The sequence below is a fragment of the Nostoc sp. genome, from assembly GCF_036918015.1.
Taxonomy (GTDB): Bacteria; Cyanobacteriota; Cyanobacteriia; order Cyanobacteriales; family Nostocaceae; genus Nostoc.
In genome coordinates this window covers 86,753-112,505 of record NZ_JBALEO010000074.1, presented here as the reverse complement: position 1 = coordinate 112,505, position 25,753 = coordinate 86,753, and the positions used below count along the sequence as shown (strand labels likewise).

The 25,753-nt window shown below is 40.9% G+C and carries 27 protein-coding genes; 19 read left to right on the top strand and 8 right to left on the bottom strand.

Translation table 11 applies throughout. The features are described from left to right. Positions 1-6 precede the first annotated feature (6 nt). Positions 7-381: a hypothetical protein gene (locus V7K61_RS20635; protein WP_335056102.1), complete on the bottom strand. Its 375-nt coding sequence runs from the start codon at positions 379-381 to the stop codon at positions 7-9. 674 nt (positions 382-1,055) lie between these two features. Between V7K61_RS20635 and rppA the strand changes: the two genes are divergently transcribed. Together rppA and V7K61_RS20625 are read left to right on the top strand one after the other, a co-directional pair. After that, positions 1,056-1,736 (top strand): two-component system response regulator RppA, encoded by a 681-nt coding sequence (gene rppA, locus V7K61_RS20630; protein ID WP_335056100.1) that lies wholly within the window; start codon positions 1,056-1,058, stop codon positions 1,734-1,736. A 137-nt stretch (positions 1,737-1,873) separates the two neighbouring features. Continuing rightward, the gene (locus V7K61_RS20625) at positions 1,874-3,154 is read left to right on the top strand and encodes a sensor histidine kinase (protein ID WP_335056098.1); all 1,281 of its coding nucleotides are present in this window, start codon (positions 1,874-1,876) and stop codon (positions 3,152-3,154) included. Between the two features lie 260 nt (positions 3,155-3,414). Here the strand turns inward: V7K61_RS20625 and V7K61_RS20620 are convergent, their stop codons facing one another. Beyond that, complete coding sequence (locus V7K61_RS20620; protein WP_335056096.1) at positions 3,415-4,023, bottom strand: EcsC family protein; 609 nt, start codon at positions 4,021-4,023, stop codon at positions 3,415-3,417. 230 nt (positions 4,024-4,253) lie between these two features. On the opposite strand from V7K61_RS20620, the gene V7K61_RS20615 reads away from it, so the two are divergent. The 4 genes from V7K61_RS20615 (at position 4,254) to purT (ending at position 8,887) form a co-directional block, all read left to right on the top strand. Continuing rightward, positions 4,254-5,204, top strand: a complete 951-nt coding sequence (locus V7K61_RS20615) for an ABC transporter ATP-binding protein (RefSeq protein WP_335056094.1) — start codon at positions 4,254-4,256, stop codon at positions 5,202-5,204. A 47-nt stretch (positions 5,205-5,251) separates the two neighbouring features. Continuing rightward, on the top strand, positions 5,252-7,027 hold the full coding sequence (locus tag V7K61_RS20610) for an ABC transporter permease subunit (RefSeq protein ID WP_335056092.1): 1,776 nt from the start codon (positions 5,252-5,254) through the stop codon (positions 7,025-7,027). 148 nt (positions 7,028-7,175) lie between these two features. Then, the gene (locus V7K61_RS20605; protein ID WP_335056091.1) at positions 7,176-7,658 is read left to right on the top strand and encodes a pentapeptide repeat-containing protein; all 483 of its coding nucleotides are present in this window, start codon (positions 7,176-7,178) and stop codon (positions 7,656-7,658) included. A 65-nt stretch (positions 7,659-7,723) separates the two neighbouring features. Further along, positions 7,724-8,887: a formate-dependent phosphoribosylglycinamide formyltransferase gene (purT, locus tag V7K61_RS20600; RefSeq protein WP_335056089.1), complete on the top strand. Its 1,164-nt coding sequence runs from the start codon at positions 7,724-7,726 to the stop codon at positions 8,885-8,887. A 352-nt stretch (positions 8,888-9,239) separates the two neighbouring features. Here purT and V7K61_RS20595 read toward each other — a convergent pair whose 3' ends face one another. Both V7K61_RS20595 and V7K61_RS20590 read right to left on the bottom strand, forming a co-directional pair. Beyond that, positions 9,240-9,770, bottom strand: a complete 531-nt coding sequence (locus V7K61_RS20595; protein ID WP_335056087.1) for a calcium-binding protein — start codon at positions 9,768-9,770, stop codon at positions 9,240-9,242. A 720-nt stretch (positions 9,771-10,490) separates the two neighbouring features. Continuing rightward, entirely contained in the window at positions 10,491-11,831 is a 1,341-nt protein-coding gene (locus V7K61_RS20590) for a serine hydrolase (protein ID WP_335056337.1), read from the bottom strand. 523 nt (positions 11,832-12,354) lie between these two features. Between V7K61_RS20590 and V7K61_RS20585 the strand changes: the two genes are divergently transcribed. Both V7K61_RS20585 and V7K61_RS20580 read left to right on the top strand, forming a co-directional pair. Next, complete coding sequence (locus tag V7K61_RS20585; protein ID WP_335056084.1) at positions 12,355-12,813, top strand: hypothetical protein; 459 nt, start codon at positions 12,355-12,357, stop codon at positions 12,811-12,813. Between the two features lie 489 nt (positions 12,814-13,302). Next, a complete protein-coding gene (locus tag V7K61_RS20580) occupies positions 13,303-13,935 on the top strand; it encodes a DUF1003 domain-containing protein (protein ID WP_335056082.1) in 633 nt (210 codons plus the stop codon). A gap of 304 nt (positions 13,936-14,239) precedes the next feature. On the opposite strand, the gene crtH is transcribed toward V7K61_RS20580, so the two are convergent. Then, on the bottom strand, positions 14,240-15,730 hold the full coding sequence (crtH, locus tag V7K61_RS20575) for a carotenoid isomerase (RefSeq protein WP_335056081.1): 1,491 nt from the start codon (positions 15,728-15,730) through the stop codon (positions 14,240-14,242). A 422-nt stretch (positions 15,731-16,152) separates the two neighbouring features. Between crtH and upp the strand changes: the two genes are divergently transcribed. From upp to V7K61_RS20560, 3 genes are all read left to right on the top strand, one after another. After that, positions 16,153-16,803 carry a uracil phosphoribosyltransferase gene (gene upp / locus V7K61_RS20570; RefSeq protein ID WP_335056079.1) on the top strand — a complete coding sequence of 217 codons (651 nt, stop codon included), beginning with the start codon at positions 16,153-16,155 and terminating at the stop codon, positions 16,801-16,803. Positions 16,804-16,878: 75 nt separating this feature from the next. Then, entirely contained in the window at positions 16,879-17,232 is a 354-nt protein-coding gene (locus V7K61_RS20565; RefSeq protein ID WP_335056335.1) for a hypothetical protein, read from the top strand. 129 nt (positions 17,233-17,361) lie between these two features. Then, entirely contained in the window at positions 17,362-17,640 is a 279-nt protein-coding gene (locus tag V7K61_RS20560; protein ID WP_069070457.1) for a YggT family protein, read from the top strand. A gap of 169 nt (positions 17,641-17,809) precedes the next feature. On the opposite strand, the gene V7K61_RS20555 is transcribed toward V7K61_RS20560, so the two are convergent. Then, the gene (locus V7K61_RS20555) at positions 17,810-18,241 is read right to left on the bottom strand and encodes a biotin carboxylase (protein WP_335056077.1); all 432 of its coding nucleotides are present in this window, start codon (positions 18,239-18,241) and stop codon (positions 17,810-17,812) included. Between the two features lie 140 nt (positions 18,242-18,381). Between V7K61_RS20555 and V7K61_RS20550 the strand changes: the two genes are divergently transcribed. The 7 genes from V7K61_RS20550 to V7K61_RS20520 all read left to right on the top strand — a co-directional run bounded on the left by V7K61_RS20550 (position 18,382) and on the right by V7K61_RS20520 (position 23,414). Beyond that, the gene (locus V7K61_RS20550) at positions 18,382-19,017 is read left to right on the top strand and encodes a hypothetical protein (protein ID WP_335056076.1); all 636 of its coding nucleotides are present in this window, start codon (positions 18,382-18,384) and stop codon (positions 19,015-19,017) included. 784 nt (positions 19,018-19,801) lie between these two features. Next, positions 19,802-20,227, top strand: a complete 426-nt coding sequence (locus V7K61_RS20545) for a hypothetical protein (protein ID WP_335056075.1) — start codon at positions 19,802-19,804, stop codon at positions 20,225-20,227. A 326-nt stretch (positions 20,228-20,553) separates the two neighbouring features. Further along, a complete protein-coding gene (locus tag V7K61_RS20540; RefSeq protein WP_335056073.1) occupies positions 20,554-20,790 on the top strand; it encodes a DUF308 domain-containing protein in 237 nt (78 codons plus the stop codon). Between the two features lie 38 nt (positions 20,791-20,828). Further along, positions 20,829-21,041, top strand: coding sequence for a hypothetical protein (locus V7K61_RS20535; protein WP_335056071.1), 213 nt, complete (start codon positions 20,829-20,831; stop codon positions 21,039-21,041). Between the two features lie 162 nt (positions 21,042-21,203). Further along, a complete protein-coding gene (locus V7K61_RS20530) occupies positions 21,204-21,518 on the top strand; it encodes a hypothetical protein (protein WP_335056069.1) in 315 nt (104 codons plus the stop codon). A 4-nt stretch (positions 21,519-21,522) separates the two neighbouring features. Further along, complete coding sequence (locus tag V7K61_RS20525) at positions 21,523-22,635, top strand: ferrochelatase (RefSeq protein WP_335056067.1); 1,113 nt, start codon at positions 21,523-21,525, stop codon at positions 22,633-22,635. A 248-nt stretch (positions 22,636-22,883) separates the two neighbouring features. Beyond that, positions 22,884-23,414, top strand: a complete 531-nt coding sequence (locus V7K61_RS20520) for a DUF3122 domain-containing protein (RefSeq protein WP_335056065.1) — start codon at positions 22,884-22,886, stop codon at positions 23,412-23,414. 70 nt (positions 23,415-23,484) lie between these two features. On the opposite strand, the gene V7K61_RS20515 is transcribed toward V7K61_RS20520, so the two are convergent. Then, positions 23,485-23,916, bottom strand: a complete 432-nt coding sequence (locus V7K61_RS20515) for a hypothetical protein (RefSeq protein WP_335056063.1) — start codon at positions 23,914-23,916, stop codon at positions 23,485-23,487. 507 nt (positions 23,917-24,423) lie between these two features. Here V7K61_RS20515 and V7K61_RS20510 point away from each other — a divergent pair. Next, positions 24,424-24,771, top strand: a complete 348-nt coding sequence (locus V7K61_RS20510) for a hypothetical protein (protein ID WP_335056061.1) — start codon at positions 24,424-24,426, stop codon at positions 24,769-24,771. 490 nt (positions 24,772-25,261) lie between these two features. Here V7K61_RS20510 and V7K61_RS20505 read toward each other — a convergent pair whose 3' ends face one another. Then, positions 25,262-25,672 carry a universal stress protein gene (locus tag V7K61_RS20505; RefSeq protein WP_335056333.1) on the bottom strand — a complete coding sequence of 137 codons (411 nt, stop codon included), beginning with the start codon at positions 25,670-25,672 and terminating at the stop codon, positions 25,262-25,264. Positions 25,673-25,753: the final 81 nt, after the last annotated feature.

The window sequence follows — 25,753 nt, the reverse complement described above, 5'->3', positions numbered from 1 at the left end:
TCAATGTTATTCCACAATCTCATAGCGCACTAACTTTCTAACATCCTGACGGGGTAGACCTAGTTCTTGGGCAATTATCGCTTCTATTTGGCTGAATTCTATTGTTGGAAGTTCTAATTCCAATCGCTTCAGGATGGGGTCTGCTGTTTCCACTTCTACTTGAGTAATTCTCTTGGTTCGGTTAACGGCAGCATTAATGAGCAAGACATTGACTGATACCCGTGCTTCAAGTTGAGTATCTGACTGAAGTTTTTTCTTCGTGGAGTAGGGTCGGCTTAACTCTTGAGCAGCTAGGAAATTACAGCCAAGCCAAAACACAACCGCTACTAGTGGTAGAGGCAACCAAAACTCTAATCCCAGCCCTTGCAGCCAACGTTTCACACTACACCTGCCTGTGATTTTGCTTGGTTATACTTCGCACCTTCATTCTGTCTTGAAAATAGGGAACGGGGAACAGGGAACAGAAAAAATATTTTTATGCCCTCTTTGTGGGCAAATGCTCGTGGGAGTCTATTAATATTTGTGCAAGAGGTTTATTGCTATTTCGGCGTACCCATTTGCTATTTCGGCGTACCCATTTGCTATTTCGGCGTACCCATTTGCTATTTCGGCGTACCCATTTGCTATTTCGGCGTACTCATTTGTTATTTCGGCGAACCCATTTGCTATTTCGGCGTACCCATTTGCTATTTCGGCGTACTCATTTGTTATTTCGGCGTACTCATTTGCTATTTCGGCGTACTCATTTGCTATTTCGGCGTACCCATTTGTTATTTCGGCGTACTCATTTGTTATTTCGGCGTACTCATTTGTTATTTCGGTGTACGCATTTGTTATTTCGGTGTACGCATTTGTTATTTCGGCGAACTCATTTGTTATTTCGACGAACCCATTATTAAAGCAATGATTTGTTCTCGTCGGCAGACAGTATTGTAGCCGAAGTTCGGAGAGGGGAGACTTCGACGGCAGTCAAAGGCGAGGTGAGGTGACGACTGTATTGCACCGAAGTGAGAACTGCTATATTTTACTAAGATAAGCCCAAGCCCACAAAAGCGATGAAAATCTTACTGGTAGAGGATGATCCAAAGCAATTAATGCCGCTACAAATGGTTCTCTCCCAGGCTGGACACAGCGTCGATGGTGTCAAGGATGGTGAAACTGCTCAATGGCTTTTGGCTGAAAAAGAATACGATCTGCTGATTTTAGATTGGATGTTACCTCGGATTAGTGGAGTGAGTTTGTGTCAACAGTATCGGGCGGCGGGAAAAACATCTCCCGTATTAATGATTACGGCAAAAGATACCACACCCGATAAAGTCATAGGATTAGATGCCGGATCTGATGATTACCTCGTCAAACCGATTGATATCGTAGAGTTCATGGCACGGGTGCGGGCATTGAGGAGGCGATCGCCTCTCTGGCAAGGAGACACCCTCCGTTTGGTAGACCTCGAACTTCATCTCGATAGACTAATTTTGGAGCGACAAGGGGCGATCGTATCCCTTTCCAGCCAAGAATTTCAGTTGCTAGAGTACTTTATGCGTCATCCTAAGCAAGTCCTGACTCGTAACCAAATTGAGCAAGCTGTATGGGAGTGGGGTAGTGAGCCAGAAAGCAATGCAATCACCGTTCTAGTTCGTAAACTTCGCCAACGTTTGCAAACATTAGCAGCAGCCGATTGGATTGAAACTGTTTATGGTATGGGCTATCGCCTCAATCCTCCAGAACCATCTTGAGATTTAATTTCAGAGTCTACAATCAAGTAGAATCCTAGTCCGATTTAATTACATCTTGAATTCTGACTTCTGAATTCTGACTTCTGAATTCTGACTTCTGACTTCTGAATTCTGAATTCTGAATTCTTCTTCTATTTGTGTTTAACCGCAGTCGTCGTAATTTAGCTCGTTGGTTTACCCTTTCAATGGGGTGCATTCTGATTCTCTTTGCTGGAGTCATTTACAATCTTGAGGTAAAAGACAAGCTCAAAGCATTAGATCAACTGCTTTATAAAAGAGCAGAGCTAATGGCAGCCAGTTCACAATATCGGCTGTATCAAGGACAAAAAGAAGTCGATCTGAGCAATATACCGCTATTGGGTAGTGGTTCTCACCCTGCTGATATTGAACTGGTTTATGTTCGCTGGTATGACCCGAATGGCAAACTCAAGCGGTTTTTTGGTACTCCACCTCCAGAAAAGTTGGGAATAGCATCTGAGTTTCTCACAATTAAGTCCGTTGACCAGTTTACAGGTGAGACGCTTTGGCTGCGTCAAGTCACCCTACCTGTTCAAGGAGGAAATTCGGTCATCGGTTATCTGCAAGTTGCTATCCCGCTGACAGAAACTCAAAACGAGCTTAGAGAATTTCAGTTAATGTTGACGCTGGCTGTGCCTGTAGCACTGGGGTTAATTGGACTTACAGGTTGGGTACTTGGCGGCATAGCTATGCAACCCGTTCAGCAAGCCTATAATCAACTACAACGCTTTACATCCGATGCTTCTCATGAGTTGCGATCGCCCCTTTCTGCGATTTTGACCAATGCCCAAGTCGGGTTACTAATGGCAGCAGACCATCCCCAAATCCATCCCTCAGTGCAGAACATCATCGATAGCGCTAAGTCGATGAGTACCTTAGTTAATAACCTACTGCTGTTGGCTCGGCATCAGGGAAAGTTAACTCCCGAATCTCTTAAAAAGGTTAATCTTAATAGCTTGCTAGAGAATTTAGCTATTTATTACAATACTGTTGCTGCAAAAGCGTCGATCGAGTTGGTCAGCCATTTACCAGAACAACCTATTAAGTTGTGGGCTGACCCCGATTTGCTGAGGCTAGCTGTGGAAAACTTGCTCAATAACGCCTGTAATTACACTCCGCCTGGTGGAACTGTCTGGTTACGCTTAGAACCTCACCCAGATCGGGCAGTAATTCAAGTCATCGATACTGGAATTGGAATTCCAGAGGCAGATTTACCTTACATTTTCGATCGCTTTTACCGAGTTGATACAGAACGCGCCAGAGAAAGCGGCGGATTTGGATTGGGATTAGCGATCGCTCAACAAATTGTCCAGGCTCACGGCGGTAACATTTATGTGATGAGCAATGAGGGTAAAGGCTCAACGTTTCAGATAAAATTACCGCTGATGAGCCATTCCTAAATTCACCTTTAAGAGATGATTCTTTGGCGGACTACTAGGCTAAACAGTCAAGTTTTAATCTGAGAATTTTACTAAATAACCTCAGTTCGGGTTAAGGAGGTTTATTCACCTCTAACTAGCTGAAATGACATAAGCACGTTAATATATCCCAAAATCAAGCAACGGTGTAATCAGGGTTTCAGCTTATCCCGAACTCAGGTTAAATAGTAGAATACAAATTAAAAAGTAGGTAGGACATACGCCTTACCTATTTTGCTAATTTATGACCTGTTCCAAGCCTTGATAAAAGCAATCACTGAATGTCCACAAGCATTCATCATTACACCATTTACCGTACCACCGACCGCAGACCCTATAAAAGGCATCATTTTTGCTACGTTGACTAAAGTTTTCTCGCCTGCTTTGGAAATTAACTTAATTCCTAAAGCTTTATTTATCTCAGCAAAAGTTTTACCAGGGATAGACATCAAAGCTTTCTGAATGGCCTGTGAAGCTGCCTTTGTTCCCAACTTATTAGCTAATTCAGATACACTAACTCCAGCAGCAGCAGCTAAGACTAAGGGCTGTGCAGATTGGCTGTAAGTGTCAATTCCATATATGGTAAAAAGAGTAGATGCAAGTTTAACTTGGGAATAAAGTGTATTAGCAACATCAAACGGTATTCCAGCGATTCCTATAAACCCACTGCCAATACCCTCGCCTACTGACCAAAGGGTTGACTGATATATAACGTTATTTGCCATTTTATCTTTATCACCACACCAGCGTAAATCGTCAAGATACGTTTGCCCCCAGTCTCTACCTCCTTCAATACCATGAGCAATAGTTTGCCCGATAACAGGCATCTTCATAATCGAATCAAAATCCATAATTTTTACACCTGATTAACTGAGAAGAACTAGAGATTTCTAACTTTAGTATTCCCAGTAAGCAAACTTAATTATTGGTATCATTTAAAACTTTAGTGAAAATAGGGTAAATAATGCCCAGAACTCAAAGCAGCTTTAAATAAAACCAGTTTCAATTTTGGAAACCATCCTGACAAAAGCTGTAAAAAAAGTTAGGTTAGCGGTTAATCACAAGCCGCACCCTAGCAGCGATGGTAAAAGAATTAACAATTTGCACCCGTGGACTCACTAAGCAATTTGACCGACATGTTGCTGTCAATGATGTTGATTTAGAAATTCAGGCGGGGGAAGTTTATGGACTGATTGGGCCGAATGGCGCGGGTAAAACAACTCTCATCCGGATGTTGGCGACTGCTGAGGAAGCAACTGCGGGTGAGATTTATATTAATGGCGATCGCCTCATTCGTGACAACAGTAACCTCAAACTTAAGCGTCATCTTGGCTATTTACCCGATGACTACCCACTATATGAGGATTTGACAGTCTGGGATTACTTAGATTACTTTGCGCGTTTATATCGTTTGCGAGAACCGCGCCGCACTAAACGCTTACATGAAGTTTTAGAACTTATTCAACTTGGTAATAAACGCAATAGTCAGATTTCAACTCTTTCGAGGGGAATGAAACAGCGTTTAAGTTTAGCGCGAACTATTATCCACGAACCAATTTTACTATTACTCGATGAGCCTGTTTCAGGGCTTGATCCTATTGCGAGGATGCACTTTCGGGAAATTATTAAGGCATTGCAAGAAGCTGGAATGACTGTCATCATTTCCTCCCACGTTCTCAGTGATTTAGCGGAAATTTGTACTTCTGTAGGAATTATGGAACTTGGCTTCTTAGTAGAAAGTACTTCCCTACAGCAACTTTATCAACGTCTAGCCCATCAGCAAATTGTGTTATCAACTCTAGGAAACTTAGAGACACTTTTGAACGAGCTTAAACATCATCCTTTAGTAGAAGAATGGGAGGTTATATCAGGAAAAAACAGTGTGCGGGTGAATTTTTCCGGCAAAGATGAAGATAGCGCTGAGTTATTGCGATCGCTCATCAAAGCGGGCATTCCTTTAACTGATTTTCACTGCACGCAAGAAGACTTAGAAAGTATTTTCTTAAAATTAGGTCACAAACAAGCATCTTGATTCATCAATAAATCTCACTCCCTATTTTTGGAGAAATTTTTCATACTATGCTCAATTTAATAGACAAAATCGGCGATTGGAATCCGCAATTATTCCGCGAACTCAAAGGGCAATTTAAATTTGTTAATGTAGCGATCGTAGTTGTGACATCTTTACTATTGCAACTGGTAGTTATTTTATATCATTTAAGCAATCCTCCTGATGATAAATACTCCCTAACTGGTACATACTGTCGTTTACGTCAAATATATGAGCCGCAACAAACACAGGTTTTCAAAGAATCAAATCAATCTAAAATTGATGAATTAAATGATTTCTTCTCAAAAAACTTTTGTCCTCAAAATCAAATTGATTGGCAGTTGTGGTGGCGAGATCATTGGGAATATATATTCTTAACATTTAGTGTAATTTTTCTATTTACACTACTAGTTGCAGGAACTTATTTGCTAATCAATGATTTTGCTAAAGAAGAAACTCGCGGCACACTAAACTTTATCCGTCTTAGTCCCCAATCAGAAACAAGTATATTGACTGGCAAGTTGCTAGGAGTTCCGAGTTTAATTTATCTCATGATTTTAGTAGCAGTTCCTTTACATTTATGGGCTGGGCTTTCTGCCAAAATTGCTTTTAGTTACATTTTGGGTTACTACGCAATTCTTGCTGCTAGTTGTATTTTCTTCTACAGTGCTGCACTACTACTTAGCTTATTTAGTCGTTCATTTAGTGGTTCTCAGCCTTTGTTGGGTTTATTAGTTAGTGGTATAATTTTTGTATTTTTGTTCATAACGATGTTACTTGCATCGTCTGATAGCAACACTTTAAATCATTCAACTGCTTGGTTTAGACTTTTTAATCCTTGGGATACAACTAATTATCTATTTCCTAGATTATTTAATCTATCCAATGGCTCGGACATTAAAAAATTGCAGTTTTTCTATTTACCATTAGGGAGAAATATTGTTAGTGTTGTTGGCTTTCATTTATTAAACTTGGGATTGTGCAGTTACGGAATTTTGCAAATTCTTAAACGTTGCTTCCGTAATCCTCAAGCCTCAATAATTAGCAAGAAGCAAAGTTATTTGTTAGTAGCGTTTTGCCAGTTGATGTTCTGGGGTTTTACTCTGCAAATTGGTGAAAATAGTTACGCATTAGATCAACAAGTTGGGGAAAATTACATTTTGCTAGCATCGTACAACTTGGTGTTGATTTTAAGTTTAATTGCAGTTCTTTCCCCTCACCGTCAAGATGTACAAGATTGGGCAAGATATCGACATCAGGGAGTTTCTAGCCACAAGAGTATTTGGCAGGATCTAATTTGGGCTGAAAAAAGCCCTGCACTCGTGGCGATCGCAATTAATCTTACAATTGTTACTATCCCCTGGCTAGTCTGGATTTCATTTACATCTATTTTTGATACCCACAATGGTCAAACTTGGCTGAGTAACGATATTGACAGGTTTAAAGCACTTTTAGCTATAGCTTTGTCTATCAGCGTAATCATGATTTACGCTACCATCGCCCAATTGATACTTTTGCTGAAAACTCCCAAACGTTCTTTCTGGGCAATTCGGATTATAGGTGCAGCAGTGTTCCTACCACCGATAATTTTAGAATTTATCGGCATCACATCACAGGTGTCTACTGTGATGTCTACTGTATGGCTGTTTTCAACTTTTCCTTGGGCTGGTATCCAAGGCTCTGGAACGACAACAATTTTTATGGCATTCCTCGCTGAGTTAACTTTTCTAGGATGGTTAAACTTGCAGTTGACAAGGCAAGTTAGATTAGCAGGCGAATCTACTACGAAAGCATTATTAGCATAATATTAGCTAGGTAGTTATCAATAAACTTAGAACCTCAATTTCTCAAATAAATTGGGGTTTTTATTTTTTATGAATGGTTTAAGACTGCTATATTATCTATTATTTGTTATTTTTTTATTGACACAAGTATCACAGCAATCTGAAAATTATGTTAAATATCTCTACTCAAGACCTACGCTATACAGCCATCCAGTTTTTAGAACAAACTCCCCCACAACGTCTACAAATTCTTAAGCAACTGGGTATCGCTCGTTATGAGTTTTTAAGTAAAATTCAACTAAATGAAGCCAATATAATCTGTATAATGCGATTTTTTCAATCTCCCAGTCAGCTAAAATTTCCTAATCTTATGGGAGCAGATTTATCTGGTTTAATTTTAGATGGGGTCAACTTCATCCGAGGAAATTTGTCAGAAGCAAATCTCCAAGGTAGTAGTTTAGTAAATGCAGACCTTTTATTTGTAAATTTTACGAAAGCCGACTTGAGAAATGCAGATTTACGAGGTGCAACTCTGAACGAAACTATTTGGTTAGAGACTCTAGTAGATAAATGTCAGTTTGGCGGAGGTATTGGTTTAAATCATCTACAACGTCAAGATTTAGAACTACGCAAAGCTATATTTAATTCTTGAGAAGTTAGTAATGAAAACACAAAAAATTATAAGATGATTGAATTGATATTGACCTGGATAAGTTAATGAGTATTAAGTTGCCCCAAAAATTGATGTTGCTGGGTTCAGGAGAACTAGGCAAAGAATTTGCGATCGCAGCTCAACGTCTTGGTAATTATGTGATTGCTGTTGACCGCTACGCCAATGCTCCGGCGATGCAGGTTGCTGATGCTTATGAAGTTATTTCTATGCTCAGTGCTGATGATTTAGAAGCTGTAGTGACAAAACATCAGCCAGATATTATTATACCAGAAATTGAAGCAATCCGAACAGAAAAACTGCTCGAATTTGAACAGCGAGGGATTACAGTTATACCGACTGCGGCTGCTACTAACTATACAATGAACCGCGATAGAATTCGGGAACTGGCACATCAAGAATTGGGCATCAGAACAGCTAAATATGGTTATGCAACAACTTTAGAAGAATTGATTGCAGTTTCGGATAAAATTGGCTTTCCCAATGTTGTTAAACCTGTGATGTCATCATCAGGGAAAGGTCAATCTGTAGTGCAGAATAAGAGTGAGGTTGAGAAAGCTTGGAATTATGCGATCGCTAATTCTAGAGGAGACAGTCAAAAGGTCATCGTCGAAGAGTTTATTAACTTTGAAATTGAGATAACTTTACTGACAATTAAACAGTGGAATGCACCCACAATTTTCTGCTCTCCCATTGGTCATCGCCAAGAAAGAGGCGATTATCAAGAATCGTGGCAACCCGCAGACATTTCTGAAGATAAAATATTAAAATCTCAAGAAATAGCTATAAAAGTCACTGATGCTTTAGGAGGAGCCGGAATTTTTGGCATTGAATTTTTCATTACCAAAGATGAAGTGATTTTTTCTGAGCTTTCTCCTAGACCTCACGATACGGGAATGGTGACATTAATCTCACAAAATCTCAATGAATTTGAACTACATCTACGAGCTATTTTAGACTTGCCAATTCCTCATATAGAACAATTAGGAGCCTCAGCCAGTGCGGTAATTTTAGCCTCAGAAAAATCTGATTCTATTGCTTTTAGTGGTGTAGCCGATGCTTTGTCAGAAAAAGATGTAGATATTAAATTATTTGGTAAACCTAATGCTCATCCATATCGGCGAATGGGCGTAGCTTTGGCGAAGGGCGTTAATGTCGAAGAGGCTAGGGAAAAAGCTACTAAAGCCGCAAGTAAAATTACAATTATCTAGTTGTGTTAACTAAATTGACTTACATCTTCTACCAGAAAACCGAACAACTAGAAGTCGCGGTTATATAAGTGAAGTCTGCCTACGCGGGTTGACGAAAAATTAGGCGTTACATAATACAGAGACGATTTTGCTAGTTTTGTAGTATGGACATTTTGCCCGTTCCTTGTATTTTCAAGTGGGCTAGCTACAAAAATCATCCTTTGTATTCAGCAACACCTAATTTCTTTTGCGTAATTGCCCATGACGCACAACAAACGTTTGGATCTATTCCAAATTTAGAGGGAATCTCAATTCAGTAAGCCTAGTTGTCTAAACTTATTTTTGGGAGAAGAAGAAGTAACTGTGTAAAATATTACAGATAATTAAAGTAACTGCCTCCAAGATTTAAACCTGTTACGCCTTCAACAATCCCTATTAACTCATTGACCTCTCCTGACTGTTGAAAGTAAATAGCTGTACCTGCTGGTAAACCTTCAGGATTACGGCTTAAAACATATTTGTTTGATGAACCGTAGAGTACAATTTTGTCTTGACTAACATCAAAACCTCTGATCAGGGCAAAGTCTCCAATTCCACTACTAAGTATATCACCGTCGTTATAAAAGAAGCTTTGAGTCTCGCCAGCGCCAAGGTAGTACTTGTCTGCCCCAGCACCGCCGATTAAAACATCTCTTTCACCAACTCCACTAACACTAAGGGTTCCAACGAGTATGTCGTTGCCATTTCCTCCGTCCAGGATATCATTCCCTAATGCTCCTACAAGCAAGTCATTACCATCTAAACCAAATAAAGTATCATTACCTCGAAATCCCCTGATTTCATCATTGCCATTTGTACCTGTGAGTACATCGTTAGTTAGAGAACTTCCGTCTATTAATGCCATTGTCTAAACCTTGACTATGAAGTAATTTGAATTAGGTAACTAAGCAAAAATAAATCAAGCTATGTTACGCAGTGTAAATTTAATTAAATTGCCTCGTAGTAAGCGGCTCGAACCCTGAAAAGATGGCTGGAGCCGCTTACTACAAATCTTTAATTATTTACGCGCTTAATCTTATACCGATTCCTGATTAAGTGCAATCCGTATGGAGTAATGGGATATATTAACGTCTAAGTAGGTAATGAAACCTTACTCATGATGCGATGATCTGGGTTGCGAATGATGTCTCGGCAGTCAGTGTGGAGTTTTGGGAGTTTTCGCCGAAGCACCTGCATTGCTCAAAGGTTCGATGGCACTATGGGATTTGTTTACTACGACAAGTTTCAGCCCAATTGAACAGCAAATCATTTATTTGACTATGAATTATGAACACGAGTATCAAGACTGCATGGCAGCCCACTCCGGCTTGGCAAAGATGATGAGTATGAAGCAATACAGCTCAGTTAAGGCTAAAACTCTTTGCCAAAGTCAATTTTTTTGAGGAACCGCAAAGGACGCAAAGGACGCGAAGAGAAGAAATAAATGCTTAAACCAAGCGTATTGCTATATAAAAGGGGCAAAAATGAGATGCCTCAAATCTAATAAACACCGTTGATCAGCCAATGGTGTTTATCCTTATTGATCTGTGATTGCGTTACAAATTGGGGAGAAGCGATGCTTTTTCTATCTCGTAGCACTATTAGGCAAATTAACCGCAGCAACTGGATTCAGCTGATTCAGATAATCGTAAACTAATCGGGAAACTTGACGGATAAAGTCTCTCCCTCTGGTGTCCTTATAAGGACGGGTGACGAAGATGGCGGCCAAATAGCGCTTACCATTGGGCATACTTACAAATCCCGCATCGCCGATGAGAAACCCGATATCTCCAGTTTTGTTGGCGATAACTGCACCTTTCCCCAAACCTGCGGGAAGCAGTGTGTGAATTGTGGTATGGCGCAGAATATCTAAGGCTTGCTCCCGACTTTGTGGCGAAACTAACTTGTTGTTCACAACTAAAGCCAGCACCCGCGCCATATCTTGAGAACTTGTGGTATTGGTTCCTCTCAAGTCAGCTAAAAGATGGCGAATTACTGTGTCTTTCAGTCCCCAACTACGGAAGCGCTGATTTAGTTTCGCCGCCCCACCTAAGCGATCGATAATCATGTTGGTGGCGGTATTATCACTAATGGTAATCATCTTAGTGATGGTTTCCAAAGCTGTGTACTTCTTCCCAACTCGCTCATATTGCATACTTCCAGAACCATTGGTAACTAAGTCACGCCGCATCGTCAGGTTTTCCTGAAGGGTGACTTTACCAGCATCTAAATCCTGAAAAAAGGCGATGAGTATTGGCAGTTTGATTGTACTAGCAGCGGGGAAAACGCGATCGCCTCCAATATCCAGATAATCCCCAGTATCCAAATCTAGGAAAAACATTCCTGTTTTCAGAAAGCTGTAGCGACTCATCAAGGCTTTAATTTGAGGTTCCAGCGCTTTCATCGGTGAATGCATTGGAACCACGCCCGCAAAGAGAGTGCTATTATCATTCACTCTTGGAGAAATACTCGGAGTTACTTCTAAATATTGCGGCTGGGTTGCAGTCTGTTGTATTGGTTTGGGTAACTGCACAGACCAATGATTGGGGGATTCCTCTTGTAGTTGCACCTGTGCTAAATCAAAGGTGTAACCGGGTGCTAAAGTAACTACCATGCGGGTAGTCTCTGCGTTAAACTGCCCGATGCTAATGTCTTTAATTACTAACCCCACTCTTTGACTAGCCTGTGGATATCCTAATGTAACTCCAGGTAAATCAATTACCAGACGAGTAGGATTCGTAAGTAATTGTACCTTCGGTTGAACATTTTCATCTGTGGTGAAGTCCAGATGATTGCGATTGCTATCAAAATGCCAATTTGCAATCGCAGCATTAGCCTTTACAGTGGAGCCAAACAGGATCAAGCTTAAGAGGCTGGGTAGAAACCAGCTAAATTTTACAATGTTTTCTTTGTGTGTGAGTAGCATCAGCGATCGCTTTGTGTGTGAGGAAGACTCTTGAACGAACAAAAGCCGCCCACCATTAAAGCACAATTATAAAAAGTTTTGTAAATTCCAGTGAAAAGGCATGGTAAAGAACCAACCGAACCGATTTTGAGCGTGGCGTAACCTACCGTATCCACGCACGAATGCGTTTGCGTATCGCCGCTGATGACTGTTTCTCCGGCGTGAGCCGCAATGCCTCAATTGTGTCACTGAAGGCTTTTATTGCGAAATCTACATTAGATATTCGATAGGCATACCACATAAACATGAGTGTTATCCTGACATAGTATTGACATCAAAATGACATATCTAAAAAGTATATAATCAACTATAGTTTTAAAAAATAACCATAATTTCTGTTTATTAACTGCGCCTCTCGCAAATTTAATAAAACTTAATCGAGTATTAACCAAGCAATTGCTATTGCAGAATTTTTTGCTCCATAAGATATTTTAAATTAGTTCTGGGCTAATTAGATAACTTAAAAAAATAATGTGAGGTGAAAGTGAAACTTTTTAACATATATACAATTAGTTTAGCTTCAGTATTGTTAGCTACACCCTTATGTATTTTTCCGCTGAAAATACTTGCACAAACTCCAAATCCAAAACAGCCCGCGGTTATTATTAATAGTGGCTCTACAAATACCTGCAAATATAGAATTCACCTATTGCCATCTGGGAAAGCAACTTATACTGTTTGCAACAGAAACGGTGCAGGTGAAATAAAAGTGGAGACAGCTACGAAATTTTTCAATGATATTTCGGCAGCTAAACCATTATCAAAATTACCATATAAATCATGTGCTAAATCTGTTTCATTCGGTACATCAACTCAAGTTAGGTATCAAGGGCAAGTATCTCAAGATATTAGCTGTCCAAGTAATGATTTGAGAGTGACAAATCTGGATGAGGACACTAAAAGTATTCAACAGGAATTAAACTTTTCAATTTCTAAAAATTAACTGTCTACCTTTGACTTGCAATCTCAATTAAAATCTCGTCTAAGCTCGACTTTATCCATTTTTTTGCACCACTCAAGCTGATGCTGAAACCTTAGTGGGACAGTAGTTTTACTTTTTCAATTTTACCTGTGCGGTTTGCAGTTTCCTCCCCTACTTACTAGCAGCTACAAACACAGCCTCTGGTGACTTAATCCTTTAATTGTTTGGAGTGTTTCCTTCAAATAAGTGAGCGCACCCTGTACGCGATCGCAACAGCGCTGACTGGACGTTAGATTTGGGCATTGAGGCGTTTAGTCTCAATACAATATTGAAACAAGAAATTTGATGCTATGATTCTGTTTCAATATCTCTGCTTGATTCAACAGCAATAGCAATCTGCCAGAATCTGTCTATAGGTACTTTCATATATTTTTCTACCTAAAAGTATACATATATAGGTAAAACTTGAGTTATTGATTTAGAGAAATCAATACAACAAGAAAACTGTCCATGTTTTCCCAAGATAAACCAAATCCAAAAGATTCACCGCAAGTATCATCTTCAGCACCTTGCCAAACCATTTTGCCCACAGCCCCATTGCCGGAAGCGATTAGTCAAAATATAGAGGCTATTATTGCCCTGCACAGACGTTATGAAAAAGACGTACCTCAACATCAACGGTTTGTAGAAACCGTAACAGCCTTTTTTGGTCGTCCGGTATTCCTGTATAGCATCCTGTTAGGAATTATTTTATGGGTAACACCCAATGTTTTACCACGACGTTTCGGCATATCAAGATTCGATCCCCCGCCATTTTCTTGGCTACAATTTTCACTGACCGCAGGTTCCCTGTTAGTAACAACAGGGGTGTTGATAAAACAAGAGCGTCAGGAAAAATTAGCAGAGCAACGGGCGCAACTTAGCCTTCAGCTTAACCTGCTCTCTGAGCAAAAAATCGCAAAACTTATCGCTTTAGTTGAAGAATTACGCGAAGATATTCCTAATGTCAAAAATCGCTCCGATCCGCAGGCCCAAATAATGAAGGAAGCTGTTGATCCCCAAGCGATCCTAGATGCATTAGAAGAGACTTTAGCATCAGAGTTAGCTAATTTTCAGAACCAAAAAACATTAGATAAGGAGTAATAATACTGTCCATTGTGTTAGCAAAAGCACTAAAGATAGTAACTTTTTGATTGTATTTGCTACCCATCTCAATACGGTTTGGATAAGCTGGGGAGGTGGCTTGGAGGCACTTAAAGTGAAGAGATTAAATTTAAATACTCTTGCTTCCCCAGCACTTTGTTTTACTTCGCTCAAAGAAATCGCTTTAACAAATAACTTTCTTAACCAAACCGTATTGAGAGTTACTCAGATTGTTAGGGTAGCTATCAGCTTCACTAGTAACGCTATCCACTTACTAGGTTTTTAGCGTAAGCTGTTCCTGTAATTAAAATCCTAAATCTACAGCAATGCGGTGGGCGCAAGCAAATCCAGAAAAAGCGACTGCATTCAAACCTTGACCCGGAAAGGTACTATCCCCTACACAATAAAGTCCTGGAATGGCTGTGCGATTAAAGGGCATATTCAATAACCCCCACAACTTACGCCGGGGAATTGGCCCATAAGTGCCATCCTCACGACCCAAAAAGCGGCGATGGGTGCGCGGTGTCCCCACTTCTAAATAATCCAATCCGGCATCTAAACCGGGAAAAAGCTTCTCTAGGCGGTCAATAATTCGCCAAGCGGCCTCTTCTTTCTTCGCTTCGTATTCACTCACAGAAAGTTCTTGCCAATCATCAATCCAGTGAGGCGTAAAGGCATGAATGATGTGATATCCATTTGGTGCTAAATCTGGGTCAAGTAATGTGGGAATCGAAACAAACACTGTGCCTTCTGCTGCTGTCATCTTTTCCCAGTCTTCCAGCAAAATATGATGACACTCTGTCCCCGCAGGTAAAACTGACTCCTTTACCCCGATGTGCAAACTCAAGAAGCTTGGAGATTTTTGGTAGTTTTGTTGCCACTTTTTCTCATTATCTGGCATTTCTTCCGCTGGTAATAATTGTGCAAATGTATCCCAGCGTGTAGCATTAGAAACTATGCGTTTACCCCGATATACTTTACCATTAGCCAGTTGTACACCTACCGCTTTTCCCTGTTCTGTGAGAATTTTGGTGACTCTAGCTTGGTACTGAATCTGACCTCCAGCCTTCTCTAGACCTTCCACTAGTTTTTGAGCAATTTGTCCGACTCCGCCTTTGGGATAGTTAACTCCGCCATAATGCCTGTCAGAAAAGACCATCCCAGCATTAATCATTGGTGTCATATCCGATGGAACCACCGACCAGCAATAACATTCCATATCGATAAATTTCAATAATTGCGGGTCTTTGATGTAACGCCGCGCCACATCCCCAGCATTTTGGGGCAGATACTTGGCTAAACCGAGACACGCCAAAGGATGCTGAAAAAATACGCGCAGTAAATACCGAGGTTCTTCCAGTGACAGCAAATCCATGCTGTTGAGACATTTGAATACTTTTTGGCATTCGTCATAAAAGCGACGAATCCCTTGTTCTTCATGGCGAAAATGAGCAATAAGATTTTGCAAAAATTTTTCATAAACCCGGTCAACCTTCAGGTCTAAACCTTGGGGTAGATGATAGTGAATCTGTACCGGATCTGCGATCGCTTCTTGGCTGACATTTACACTTGATAATGCACGGGTGAGTAAGTTGGTAGTACCGTTCTGTCCCAGCCCAAAAATCATTGACGCACCAACATCAAATCGATAGCCTTGGCGTTCAAAATAACCAGCACTACCACCGGGAATCAAATAACGTTCCAGTACCAGCACTTTCGCTCCCTTCGCCGCTAACTGGGTCGCTGTTACTAATCCGCCAATCCCAGACCCAATTACGATCGCGTCAATTGTCATTTGTCATTTGTCCTTTGTCATTAGTCATTAGTCCTTTCTACTGAGCGTATCGCTAACGCGTAGCGTCTGTCTGCGACACGCTGCGCGAACGTAGAGAAGTAAGTATTTGTCCTTTGTCTAGAGTCAATCAATATTTAATTTAACTAATGACAAATGACCAATGACCAATGACAAATGACCAATGACCAATCAAAAAAAAGAGGGACGAGCCTGCTACTGCTGGCTAATCCCGTCTGCCGATCCTTAAAAGAGAGGAGAACACTTTATAAGAATATAGCCTTAATTAAGAATTAATGTCAACTACTAATGAAAAAGTTTTTCAATAAAATTGAGATTGTTAATTTTAAGCTGTCAGCCAGATGCAGGAAAGAGTATTATGGTGTTTCAGTTCTTATACAATAAAAAGGCGCCTATTTCTGGCTATGACGCTACAATTGCGCGTTTATGTTCCACCCCATCCCCTGATCAAGCACTGGCTAGCAGTTGCCCGTGATGCAGGCACGCCTTCAGTATTGTTCCGCAGTGCCATGACTGAGTTGGGAAGATGGCTGACTTATGAAGCTGCACGAGACTGGTTGCCGACTCAAGAAACAGCAGTACAGAGTCCCTTAGATACCTGTCCAGCAACGGTGATCGATCCGCAAGTACCTATGGCAGTAGTGCCGATTCTGCGGGCTGGGCTAGGATTACTAGAGGGAGCGCAGACTTTACTGCCTTTAGCATCGATTTACCACCTTGGCTTGGCGCGAGATGAAGAGACACTGCAACCTCATTGTTATCTGAACAAGTTACCAGAAAAATTTGACCCCCAAACACGAGTGTTAGTTACCGATCCAATGTTGGCAACTGGAGGGTCAATGATGGCGGCAATGGCAGAATTGACACAACGGGGTGCTGACCCAGCTTTGACGCGGATTGTTTGTGTAGTGGCGGCTCCACCAGCTTTACAAAAATTGAGTGAAGCTTATCCAGGTTTAATAATTTACACCGCTACTATTGACGAAAAACTGGACAGCAGGGGGTATATTGTACCGGGATTAGGAGATGCAGGCGATCGCATCTTTGGGACTTAAGCTAGTATGCAGCTAGGGCAGGAAAATAGCATAACTACTGTAAAAGTTGCAAGGTTTGTTGAAGGCGGTAAAGATATGAGTCAGCGAGATGGTTTTGGTAGTGGTTTTGTAGCAGGGGCGTTTGTTGGTGGCGTATTTGGCGGTGTCATCGGGGCGCTGATTGCTTCTCGACGCGATCCAGAATTGCTAATAGAAGAGGAGACAGAACTGACAGATAGCCAAGTCGAAGCTAAGAAAATAGCAGCAAAGCGGCGTCAGATGAAAGCCTCAGAAAGCGAAAGCATCGGCATAGAAACGGCCAGGCGATCGCTAGAAGATAAAATTGCCCAGCTAAATGCCACAATTGATGAAGTGCGAAAGCAACTGGGAAATGTTAATAGCAGTTCACCCCAACCAACCAATGACCGCTCCCTCACTAAAGACTCCTGAAATTTGTTCAGGCGTGGTGAAAGTGTCAAGTGTGGTAAACGTGAAATCCGCAAACACTTTTGACTTTGGACTAAATTAAAATTAAAAGATAAGACCGCGTTTGACACCTAGTAGGAAACAAAGCTATCCATGAGTTTACTGATTACGACACTAGTTACCTTTGTCACCTTTTATAGCTATTTGCTAATTATCCGGGTTTTGTTAACCTGGTTCCCGACAATCAACTGGTATAACCAGCCATTTGCCGCTTTAGCCCAGATAACCGATCCTTATCTGAATCTATTCCGCTCAATTATTCCCCCATTAGGCGGTATGGATTTTTCACCGATCTTAGCTTTCTTAGCACTCAACCTAGCTGGAGAGTTTCTGAGAACCCTAACTCGTCTGCCATTCGTACAGGGATTTTGATTACTACCCTAATAAAAACTTTTGTAGAGACGCCAAGTGTAAAAGCGTCTCTACAATTTTTATTGCGTCTAAATTATATAGTTGTATATTCTAATACCCCACAGCAAGCGAAGAAGGGAGATAAAGCACAGGGTTGGCAGAGTGAGATTTTATTTTACCAAACATCATATTACTTACGCACTTGACCGCTAAACCCGGCAGCCTTGAACTGTTTTAGCTTCAACGGAGTAGGCTGATTCGCAGGTACAGAAATTCTCAATTCAAAATCGCTAATACCTGGTGGCACCTCGGTAATAGAGCCTAAACGAGTGCGGTTTTGCATCACCGAGTCATTATTGGCATCATAAATGCGTCCAAAAATATCTGCGTCGTAGACTGTTTTATTAGTGCCATTTTCTGCTTTGCCAATGACAAGAAAACAATTGGCAGCCGCGCTACCACTACTGATAACAGCCCCTTGTGCTAGTTCTGGTGGACAATCTTTATAGGAGACATCAAATAGTTTAATCTGTGTCAGGGCTACAGCTGAGGGAATAATTACCCACGAGATAAAGGTAATGAGACATGAAATAAAAACGACCGTGAGTGAACGCAACCGCATAAAAGACCCCGTGAGTTAATTTAGCAAACAATATTTAACTTACAACCTCAGCTTACCTGAATTTAACTACAGGGGGATTGGAGACTTGAATTTAACATTTGTAATAATTAGGGGAATAACCCCTCAATTGCTATGAACTTATGACTCCAGATGAGATTGAAGTAGCTATGTTCGCAGCCTTTAATGATTGTGATGCAGCAAGCTGTCCTCTCACTGACACGCAGAAACAGATATTACTGCAAGTGGTTGAGCAAATTCAGGGAAATTCTACCTCTGGGAAGTCAAATATTGCTAATCCTTTAGACGAACTTACCCCAGAGGAGTTAGAAGCATTTTTACAATTTGTTAAGGATGAAGAACAACGCAACCGCACTTGGAAAGTGCAATTACTCAACGACTGGTTGCTGGAGAATGACTCTGGAACGGTACAATTTATTCGCCAACGCTATGGTTTGCAGTGGCTGAATCGGGTTGAGTCATATCATTTTGACAAGTATTCTTATTTTGAGGATGCACTGAAGTTAAGAGTAGGCGATCGCATTGAAGTTTCCAATGCACTATGGGAATGGGTGCAAGAAGATGGGCCTTGTAAGCGGGAATGGTTTCCCTGTATGGTGATTAAAGTCGAGGAAATTAGCGATGTCTACGACGAGCGTAGATGCAGCGATGATTCCTCTACTAATTGCGTCGTCCGCTTCTTCAATGGCGCTGAGTATGAAATTCAAGGAATGTATGAATGGAATCGCTATAACTGGCGCTGGCCTCAAAAAGAGTAAGGAGTACTGAGTTTTTAATACTTGTGAATGCTGCGAATCAAATCATCTGGATTGAGTAAGTTTTCTTTATTTTTTTCTAATAGTTCCTCTAAATTTAAACAGAGTTTGAAGATTAGATTGATTACTTGTTCCAGGCGGGTCAATCCGAATACTTTTTTGTGTATCCATTGATGTCCCCTGATTTGGACAAGAATAAGTATAATGTTTCACGGTCAAATATTATGTTTGAGTAAATGTTTGAGTTTATGTATAACTTATACAAATTCTCATAAACAATTCAAAAGTGGTAGATAAAATTGAACTTATTTACCTAGCAAAATACAAGCAAGAAGTATTTGATGCTTTCTGTTTTTATGAATTATTTCAACTTTCACATATCTACTCCAATAACAGATATAAAGCGGGGAATATTTCTCTTTAATACACTAATACACTACCAATCAACTTAATTTTTAGGAGCTTGTCATAAGTATACAGAAATATAGACAACCCTGTTTAGGATGGTGAAACGAATACTGCAATATCATTATCTGAACCTAGTACTGAAGGTCTTGCCAAAAGCAGCAAAAAATAATTAATTATAATAGAAAATAGGTGTCAAAAATGTTTGAAATGTTGTATAAGTTGTATTAATTCTACTAAAACGTTCCAAAGGTAGAGGTTATGTTGGTCAAAATTTGCAACCATTAAATGTGCGGCTAAACAAACTCAAACTGAGATTTAATCTTAACTTGATAATAATATAGCCAGATTTCAGAAATTCAACATAACTAAGGCAATTATCATGAGTACTGCAATTGATAACTTCACCAAAAATCTTCATGACAATTTAGAAGCGGTTGAAGAACGGGTAAAATCGCTAAGAGAAAGTATTCAATCTGCGCCGAAAAAAACTCAAACTGAGATTGAATCTCAAATTGATGAAGCAAAAGCAAAGCTAGACGCTAAGAAACAAGAATTTGATGAGTACCGGGCAAAGCTCAAAACTCAATTCGAGGAAAAAGAATCTGAAGTGAAGTCCCATGTCGAGGAATGGAAAACGGGTCGCAAAGCAAAGAAACTCGAACATCGGGCAGATAAAGCTGAAAACCATGCAGCTACGGCAACATTCTTAGCGATCGCAACCATTGAAGAGGCAGAAAAAGCAACCTTAGAAGCGATCGCCGCCAGACTAGATGCCGAAGCTGCTGCGGTAACTACGAAGAAATAATTCGTAATTCGTAATTCGTAATTCGTAATTCGTAATTCGTAATTAAAGACTGTTTCAGAACTCAAATAAAACTCTGAATGCTTGTATAAGGACTAAGTACAAACCTTTTTTAATTATGAATTAATAATTATGAATTAGCTTGACATATATAACCACTATGGCATTAAACAACCCTATGGGTTGCATGAAGGAGCTATAACTTCTGCTTTTCAAGTTGCTCAACTGGTTGGGTTAAGCCAAGGCTCGATTGATATCACAAATCGCAAATTATTATCACAATTTGTACAACATTAGATCCATTTATATAAATTTAAAAGGAGATCAAGATGAGAGTTATTGAGTCTGAGATTGATGAGCAAGTTGTTAGTTCTGAGTGGACAACCGCGATCGCTATTCTGATGATCGTCTTGGGCATCATTGCAATCGCATTTCCTTTCTTTGCCAGCCTTGCTTCAACCTTACTGTTTGGCTGGATATTCATCTTTGCTGGAATTACTCAAATTGTTTATGCCTTTCAATCAAGAGGTACAGGTAGAGTCATCGCGAAGCTGATTCTATTCTAGGTCTGTTGTATCTCCTATCTGGAATTCTCGTGATTTAAGTGGCGATCGCATTTCAAATGCGCCGGATTTCATCTAACTGGGGATTAATGCTGGTAAGCGGAATCATCGGCATTATTTTCGGTATTTTCATTTGGTCTAACTTTCCATTTAACGCAGTTTGGCTGATTGGCACTTTCATTGGCATCAATCTTTTATTCGATGGAGTTTGGATGCTAACTCTGCATTCAGGACAGCGACGCGCTTTACAGTAGAAAAGTAGAGGACTAAAGTCCTCTCTACGAGACGCTACGCGTAGCTTGCTTCCCCGAAGGGGTACACTACAAACCTTGAATTATTCACGCCGCTCTACTTAGACAAAATTATTCTGTCGATAGCTGTCTAAAGCTTTGAAGCAACAAATAAGGAATTATTTTATGACAACCTCCAAAAAGAACAGCAAATATTTTCAAGATATTCGCCGTTTTCATCGCACACTTGCTCCCATTATGTTGTTGCCTCTATTGCTGACAGCCATTACAGGATCGGTTTATCAGATCGTTGATTTGGCAGGCAAAGGAGATGCGTTTGACTGGTTATTAAATTTGCACAAGGGACACTTTGGGGCACTTAATCTAGAAGTAATTTATCCCTTCCTGAATGCTCTCGGCTTGTTGATATTACTTTTTACGGGAATTTCTATGTGGCTTCATCTACGACGTACTTCTAAAAAACAACCTACTCAGGCTTAAAACAATGATTATTAGTCATCAATCTCAAGGGACGCAACCCGTCGGAACCCAAAATAGCGAACGCGTGGCAGTTTTACTTGCAGGGTATGGTGAAGTCCAATCTTACCGCGCTCTGAGTGTTTACAACCAAGCTGCAACTAAGTACATTGCATCTCAGTTTGTGCCGATTCCAGAATGGCTATACCCTCTTGCTGGTTGGTTTCTCGCACTTCAAGATTTGTACAATTTTGGAGTCAAGCACGATCGTTTCATATCGCCCGAAAATGAGATTTTTGAAAAACAACGTCTTGGTATCGAAGAACAGTTACAACACCAATGGGGAAATCGGGTGCAAGTGTTCAAAGGATTTTATTTCTGTAAGCCCTTTGTGCAAGAAGTTGTAGCAGATATCATTAAGCAAGGTTTTCAAAATTTGCTAATTTATCCAATGCTTGTGGTTGATTCTGCATTCACGGGCAAAATAGCTGTCGAGCAAGTCAATGAAGTTATTGCAGCAACTGCATCTGTAAATGAGCCTCAACATTCGGTCTTCAAAGCAATTCGATATATTCCAGCCTTTGCAACTGAACCTGCCTACATTGATTTGATGGCGCGTCGAATTAAAGAAACTCTGAATCAGCTATTTGTTGGTCGCTTTTTTGAGTCTCAGATTGGCATTGTATTAACGGTTCACGGTGGCCCAGAAAAAGCGCAAGGACTGTTAACTGGGGTGATTGATGGACAAGCCCTTTACGATCGCGTGGAAGCACAGTTGCAACATCAATATCCCCTAGTTTCCATCGGTTGGGTAAATCATGACACACCTTTCATTAATTGGTCACAACCCAATTTGAAACAAGCCGCCAAAAGCTTAATTACAGCAGGGGCACAAACTATTCTATTTAAACCCCTCGGCTGGGTGACAGATAATTATGAAACTATTCTCGATGTCGAAGATGCGATTCAATCTTTGCAGCGTCAATATCCAACAGTGACTTACACACGACTCGATTGTGTCAATGACGATCCTGATTTTCTGAAAATAGCCGCAGGATGGGCAAATCCTCACATTGAAGCCATGCTGTCAGTGCCGCAACACCACGAGCATATTCAAACTAGAAGACTTGATTTTGACTGAACGTTATATGGAAAGGTAGGGTCATAAATACACAGAAATTGCTCCTCCGGTTATCGATCGGCAATGGGAGTGATGACATTACACTTGTTGGGCTATGAGAATGTGCAAGGTTTTCCACCTAGCTTTGTAGCTTGGCAAGCCGCAGGAGAAGCGATCGCCTCCAGGTAATGCACCAAAACAACTAGGGCTAAAATTCCAAATTTTACTCTGGAATTTCAAGAGATTTTAACTTGATCAGGACTTTTGTGATGAACTCTATCTATTTTAACGCGTCTAAAATTCGCCCAATGCGCTGGCTGCTGGCTGCCTGGATCTGCGTTTTACTGGTTGTTTGCAGTCCCCTACCCGCCTTTGCTGCTGTGACAAAAATCGAAGAATATCCAGGGCAAATGCTCTATCAATCCCGGCAACAACTGCCGGATCAGACCGGAAATTCCTGGCAGGCGATCGCCTTCAAGCGCATTCATCCCGAAGGTAGCGCTATTGTCTCTCTGCGGCTAGTGGGATTTCCTAGTGGGGTGGAATTCGATCGCACTCAACCACTGACACTAACAACATCTATGGGGCAAACTCTAACCGCCAAGGATATTTCCAGCAAAATTTCTCAGGACACACCAACCCCAGCCAATGTCGCAGAATATGACATTAAGTCTGTCCTACCGCAGTTGCAGGCTGAAATTCCTCTTCATCTAACTTTACCGATGGTAACTGGCTCACCGATCGAGTTACAAATCCCATCCACAGCGATTCAAGAGTGGCAAGCAGTTTCTGCTCGTTAACTAACCCCAAATTTATGGCGATCGCTCGGCTAGAAAAGAACCGGACGATCGCACCGATCAACTAATTTCCTTACTTTACCAACGCCTTCGTGCCCCCACCATTTGTCGTCGCTTTCTCTGTATTCGGTGTCATCACTGCTGCGATCATCGTTGTTGGCGCAGTATTCCCCACGGATCGCTTACTACTCTTGCGTGGTTTACCCCCTGCCTGCATATACTGCAAACTGTTTTTACCATAGCGCGTCGCCACACTCATCAACATTTTTTCCGAGTAGCTTCTCAAATCCTGCTCTAGCAATTCAATCTGCCCTACCGCTTCATCAACTGTGGAAAGCATTGTGTTGTAGCTCGATAGCTTCGTTTGCAAGGTTTGAATCCGCCTTTCATACTCCGCTAAATTCAAGCTATCGCTAAACTCAAGCGTTTCGCTAATCGATCTCATCCCCGATATCCGTAGCGTTGCCTTATCCAATACCGTAGAACTGCGTTTCAGTCGCGCCATGAATGCATCTCCTGCAAAAACTTATATGAAAATTAGTACAGACTTGTGGTTCCACTTTAGCTATTTGCCATTCTTTTTCCCCTGAGTAAAAACCACCAAAATTAAAGTGAAGTTTACGGTAATATCATGTCCGCATAATTAGTTATGATTCCCACAGTCATTGCACCCCACCCCCAACTCCTCCCCGCAAGCGGCTACGGTACGGTGTACACACAAGTTATCAAATTACCCCACCCTAACCCTCCCCGATATATTGGGGAGGGAACAAGATTTTCCGGTTTCCCCCCTTAGAAAGGGGGGATTAAGGGGGGTAATTCGACTTCTGTATACACCGTAGCCGCAAGTGGGGTTCTTGGGGTTTAGTAAGTAATCAAGCGGACATGATATAAAATCTGATATTTATTCCCTAATTTCACTTGAAATTTTGAAAATTATTTGTATAAAAAAATTCATAAGAAGAATTCAGAATTCAGGAGTCAGAATTCAGGATGAATTTTATAAGACTGGGTGATAGCAAAGCGTTGGCAAGTCCACAAGCATCTTAAATATCGTGTTGAAGTGCCCAAATATCGTGTTGAAGTACTCAAATATCGTGTTGAAGTACTCAAATATCGTGTTGAAGTACTCAAATATCGTGTTGAAGTACTCAAATATCGTGTTGAAGTACCCAAATATCGTGTTGAAGTACTCAAATATCGTGTTGAAGTACCCAAATATCGTGTTGAAGTACCCAAATATCGTGTTGAAGTACCCAAATATCGTGTTGAAGTACCCAAATATCGTGTTGAAGTACCCAAATATCGTGTTGAAGTACCTAAATATCAGTTAATACCAATTCTTTATGAAAACGCATAAAAAAAACTCCAACGCCAAGACTACTTCATGCTTGCCAATTTGCTCCACTGTCCTATCGATAAAAGGGAGAGGCTAGCGCCAAGGGGTCTCCCCTGAAGCACATGGCGTGGATTTAGGGGGATCTAAAACTTTTAATACCGACAAGAGGACTTTTCAAATATGCTCTAAGCTTGACTTTATCCAAAATTAAGAAGTCAGTTTTCTTTATCCGGCAAAAACCCTGGCTTTTTGGCAAATACTTTTTCCACGCCACAAATTATCGGTAAAGTCGAAAAAGCAAAACTACTGTCCTACAAAGGTTTCAGCGTCAGTTTGAGCGTTGTCAAAAAATGGATAAAGTCGAGCTAAGAAGACAGGAGGCAATAATGCTTGGTTAAGGCTAAAAACTTGATGCCTTTATTTAGCACCAATAAATCTAGGACAACCTTCTTCAGCCCCCTTTTTATAGCAACCGCAGAACTTTTTATTACTAGTATTGAGCAACACACTGCTAAGGCACAATCAACACTGGGCAAGGGGAAAGGTTAATCACGCGAGTGGTAACGCTATCATCCGCTCCCTCTTCAGTCAAACCTAGGCCCCGACAGCCCATGATAATTAAATCTGCCCCAATTTCATCAGCAACATCACAGATCGTGAAAGCTGGTTTGCCTCGCCTTTCTAAGGTTTCAGATTGAATTCCTTGCCCAGAAAATAAAGATTGGGCATTTTCCAGTAGTTTCGCAACTACCTCTGGCGACACCATCGGATCGTCGGCATTAGGCGCGTCTGGAGGTGGTTCTTCTACCACAGACAGCAGTATCAAGCGACTGCTGTACTTTTTGACTACGTTGGTAACAACATCAGCAGCTTCCCGCGTTTCCCGGCTTTGATCGATAGGAAATAATACCGTCTTAAATATATCTGTCACTTGGGTACCCCTGACTCCGGTAAAATCTTGATGGTTCTACTTTCAAAACAATAACAAAAAGGCAATCAGGAG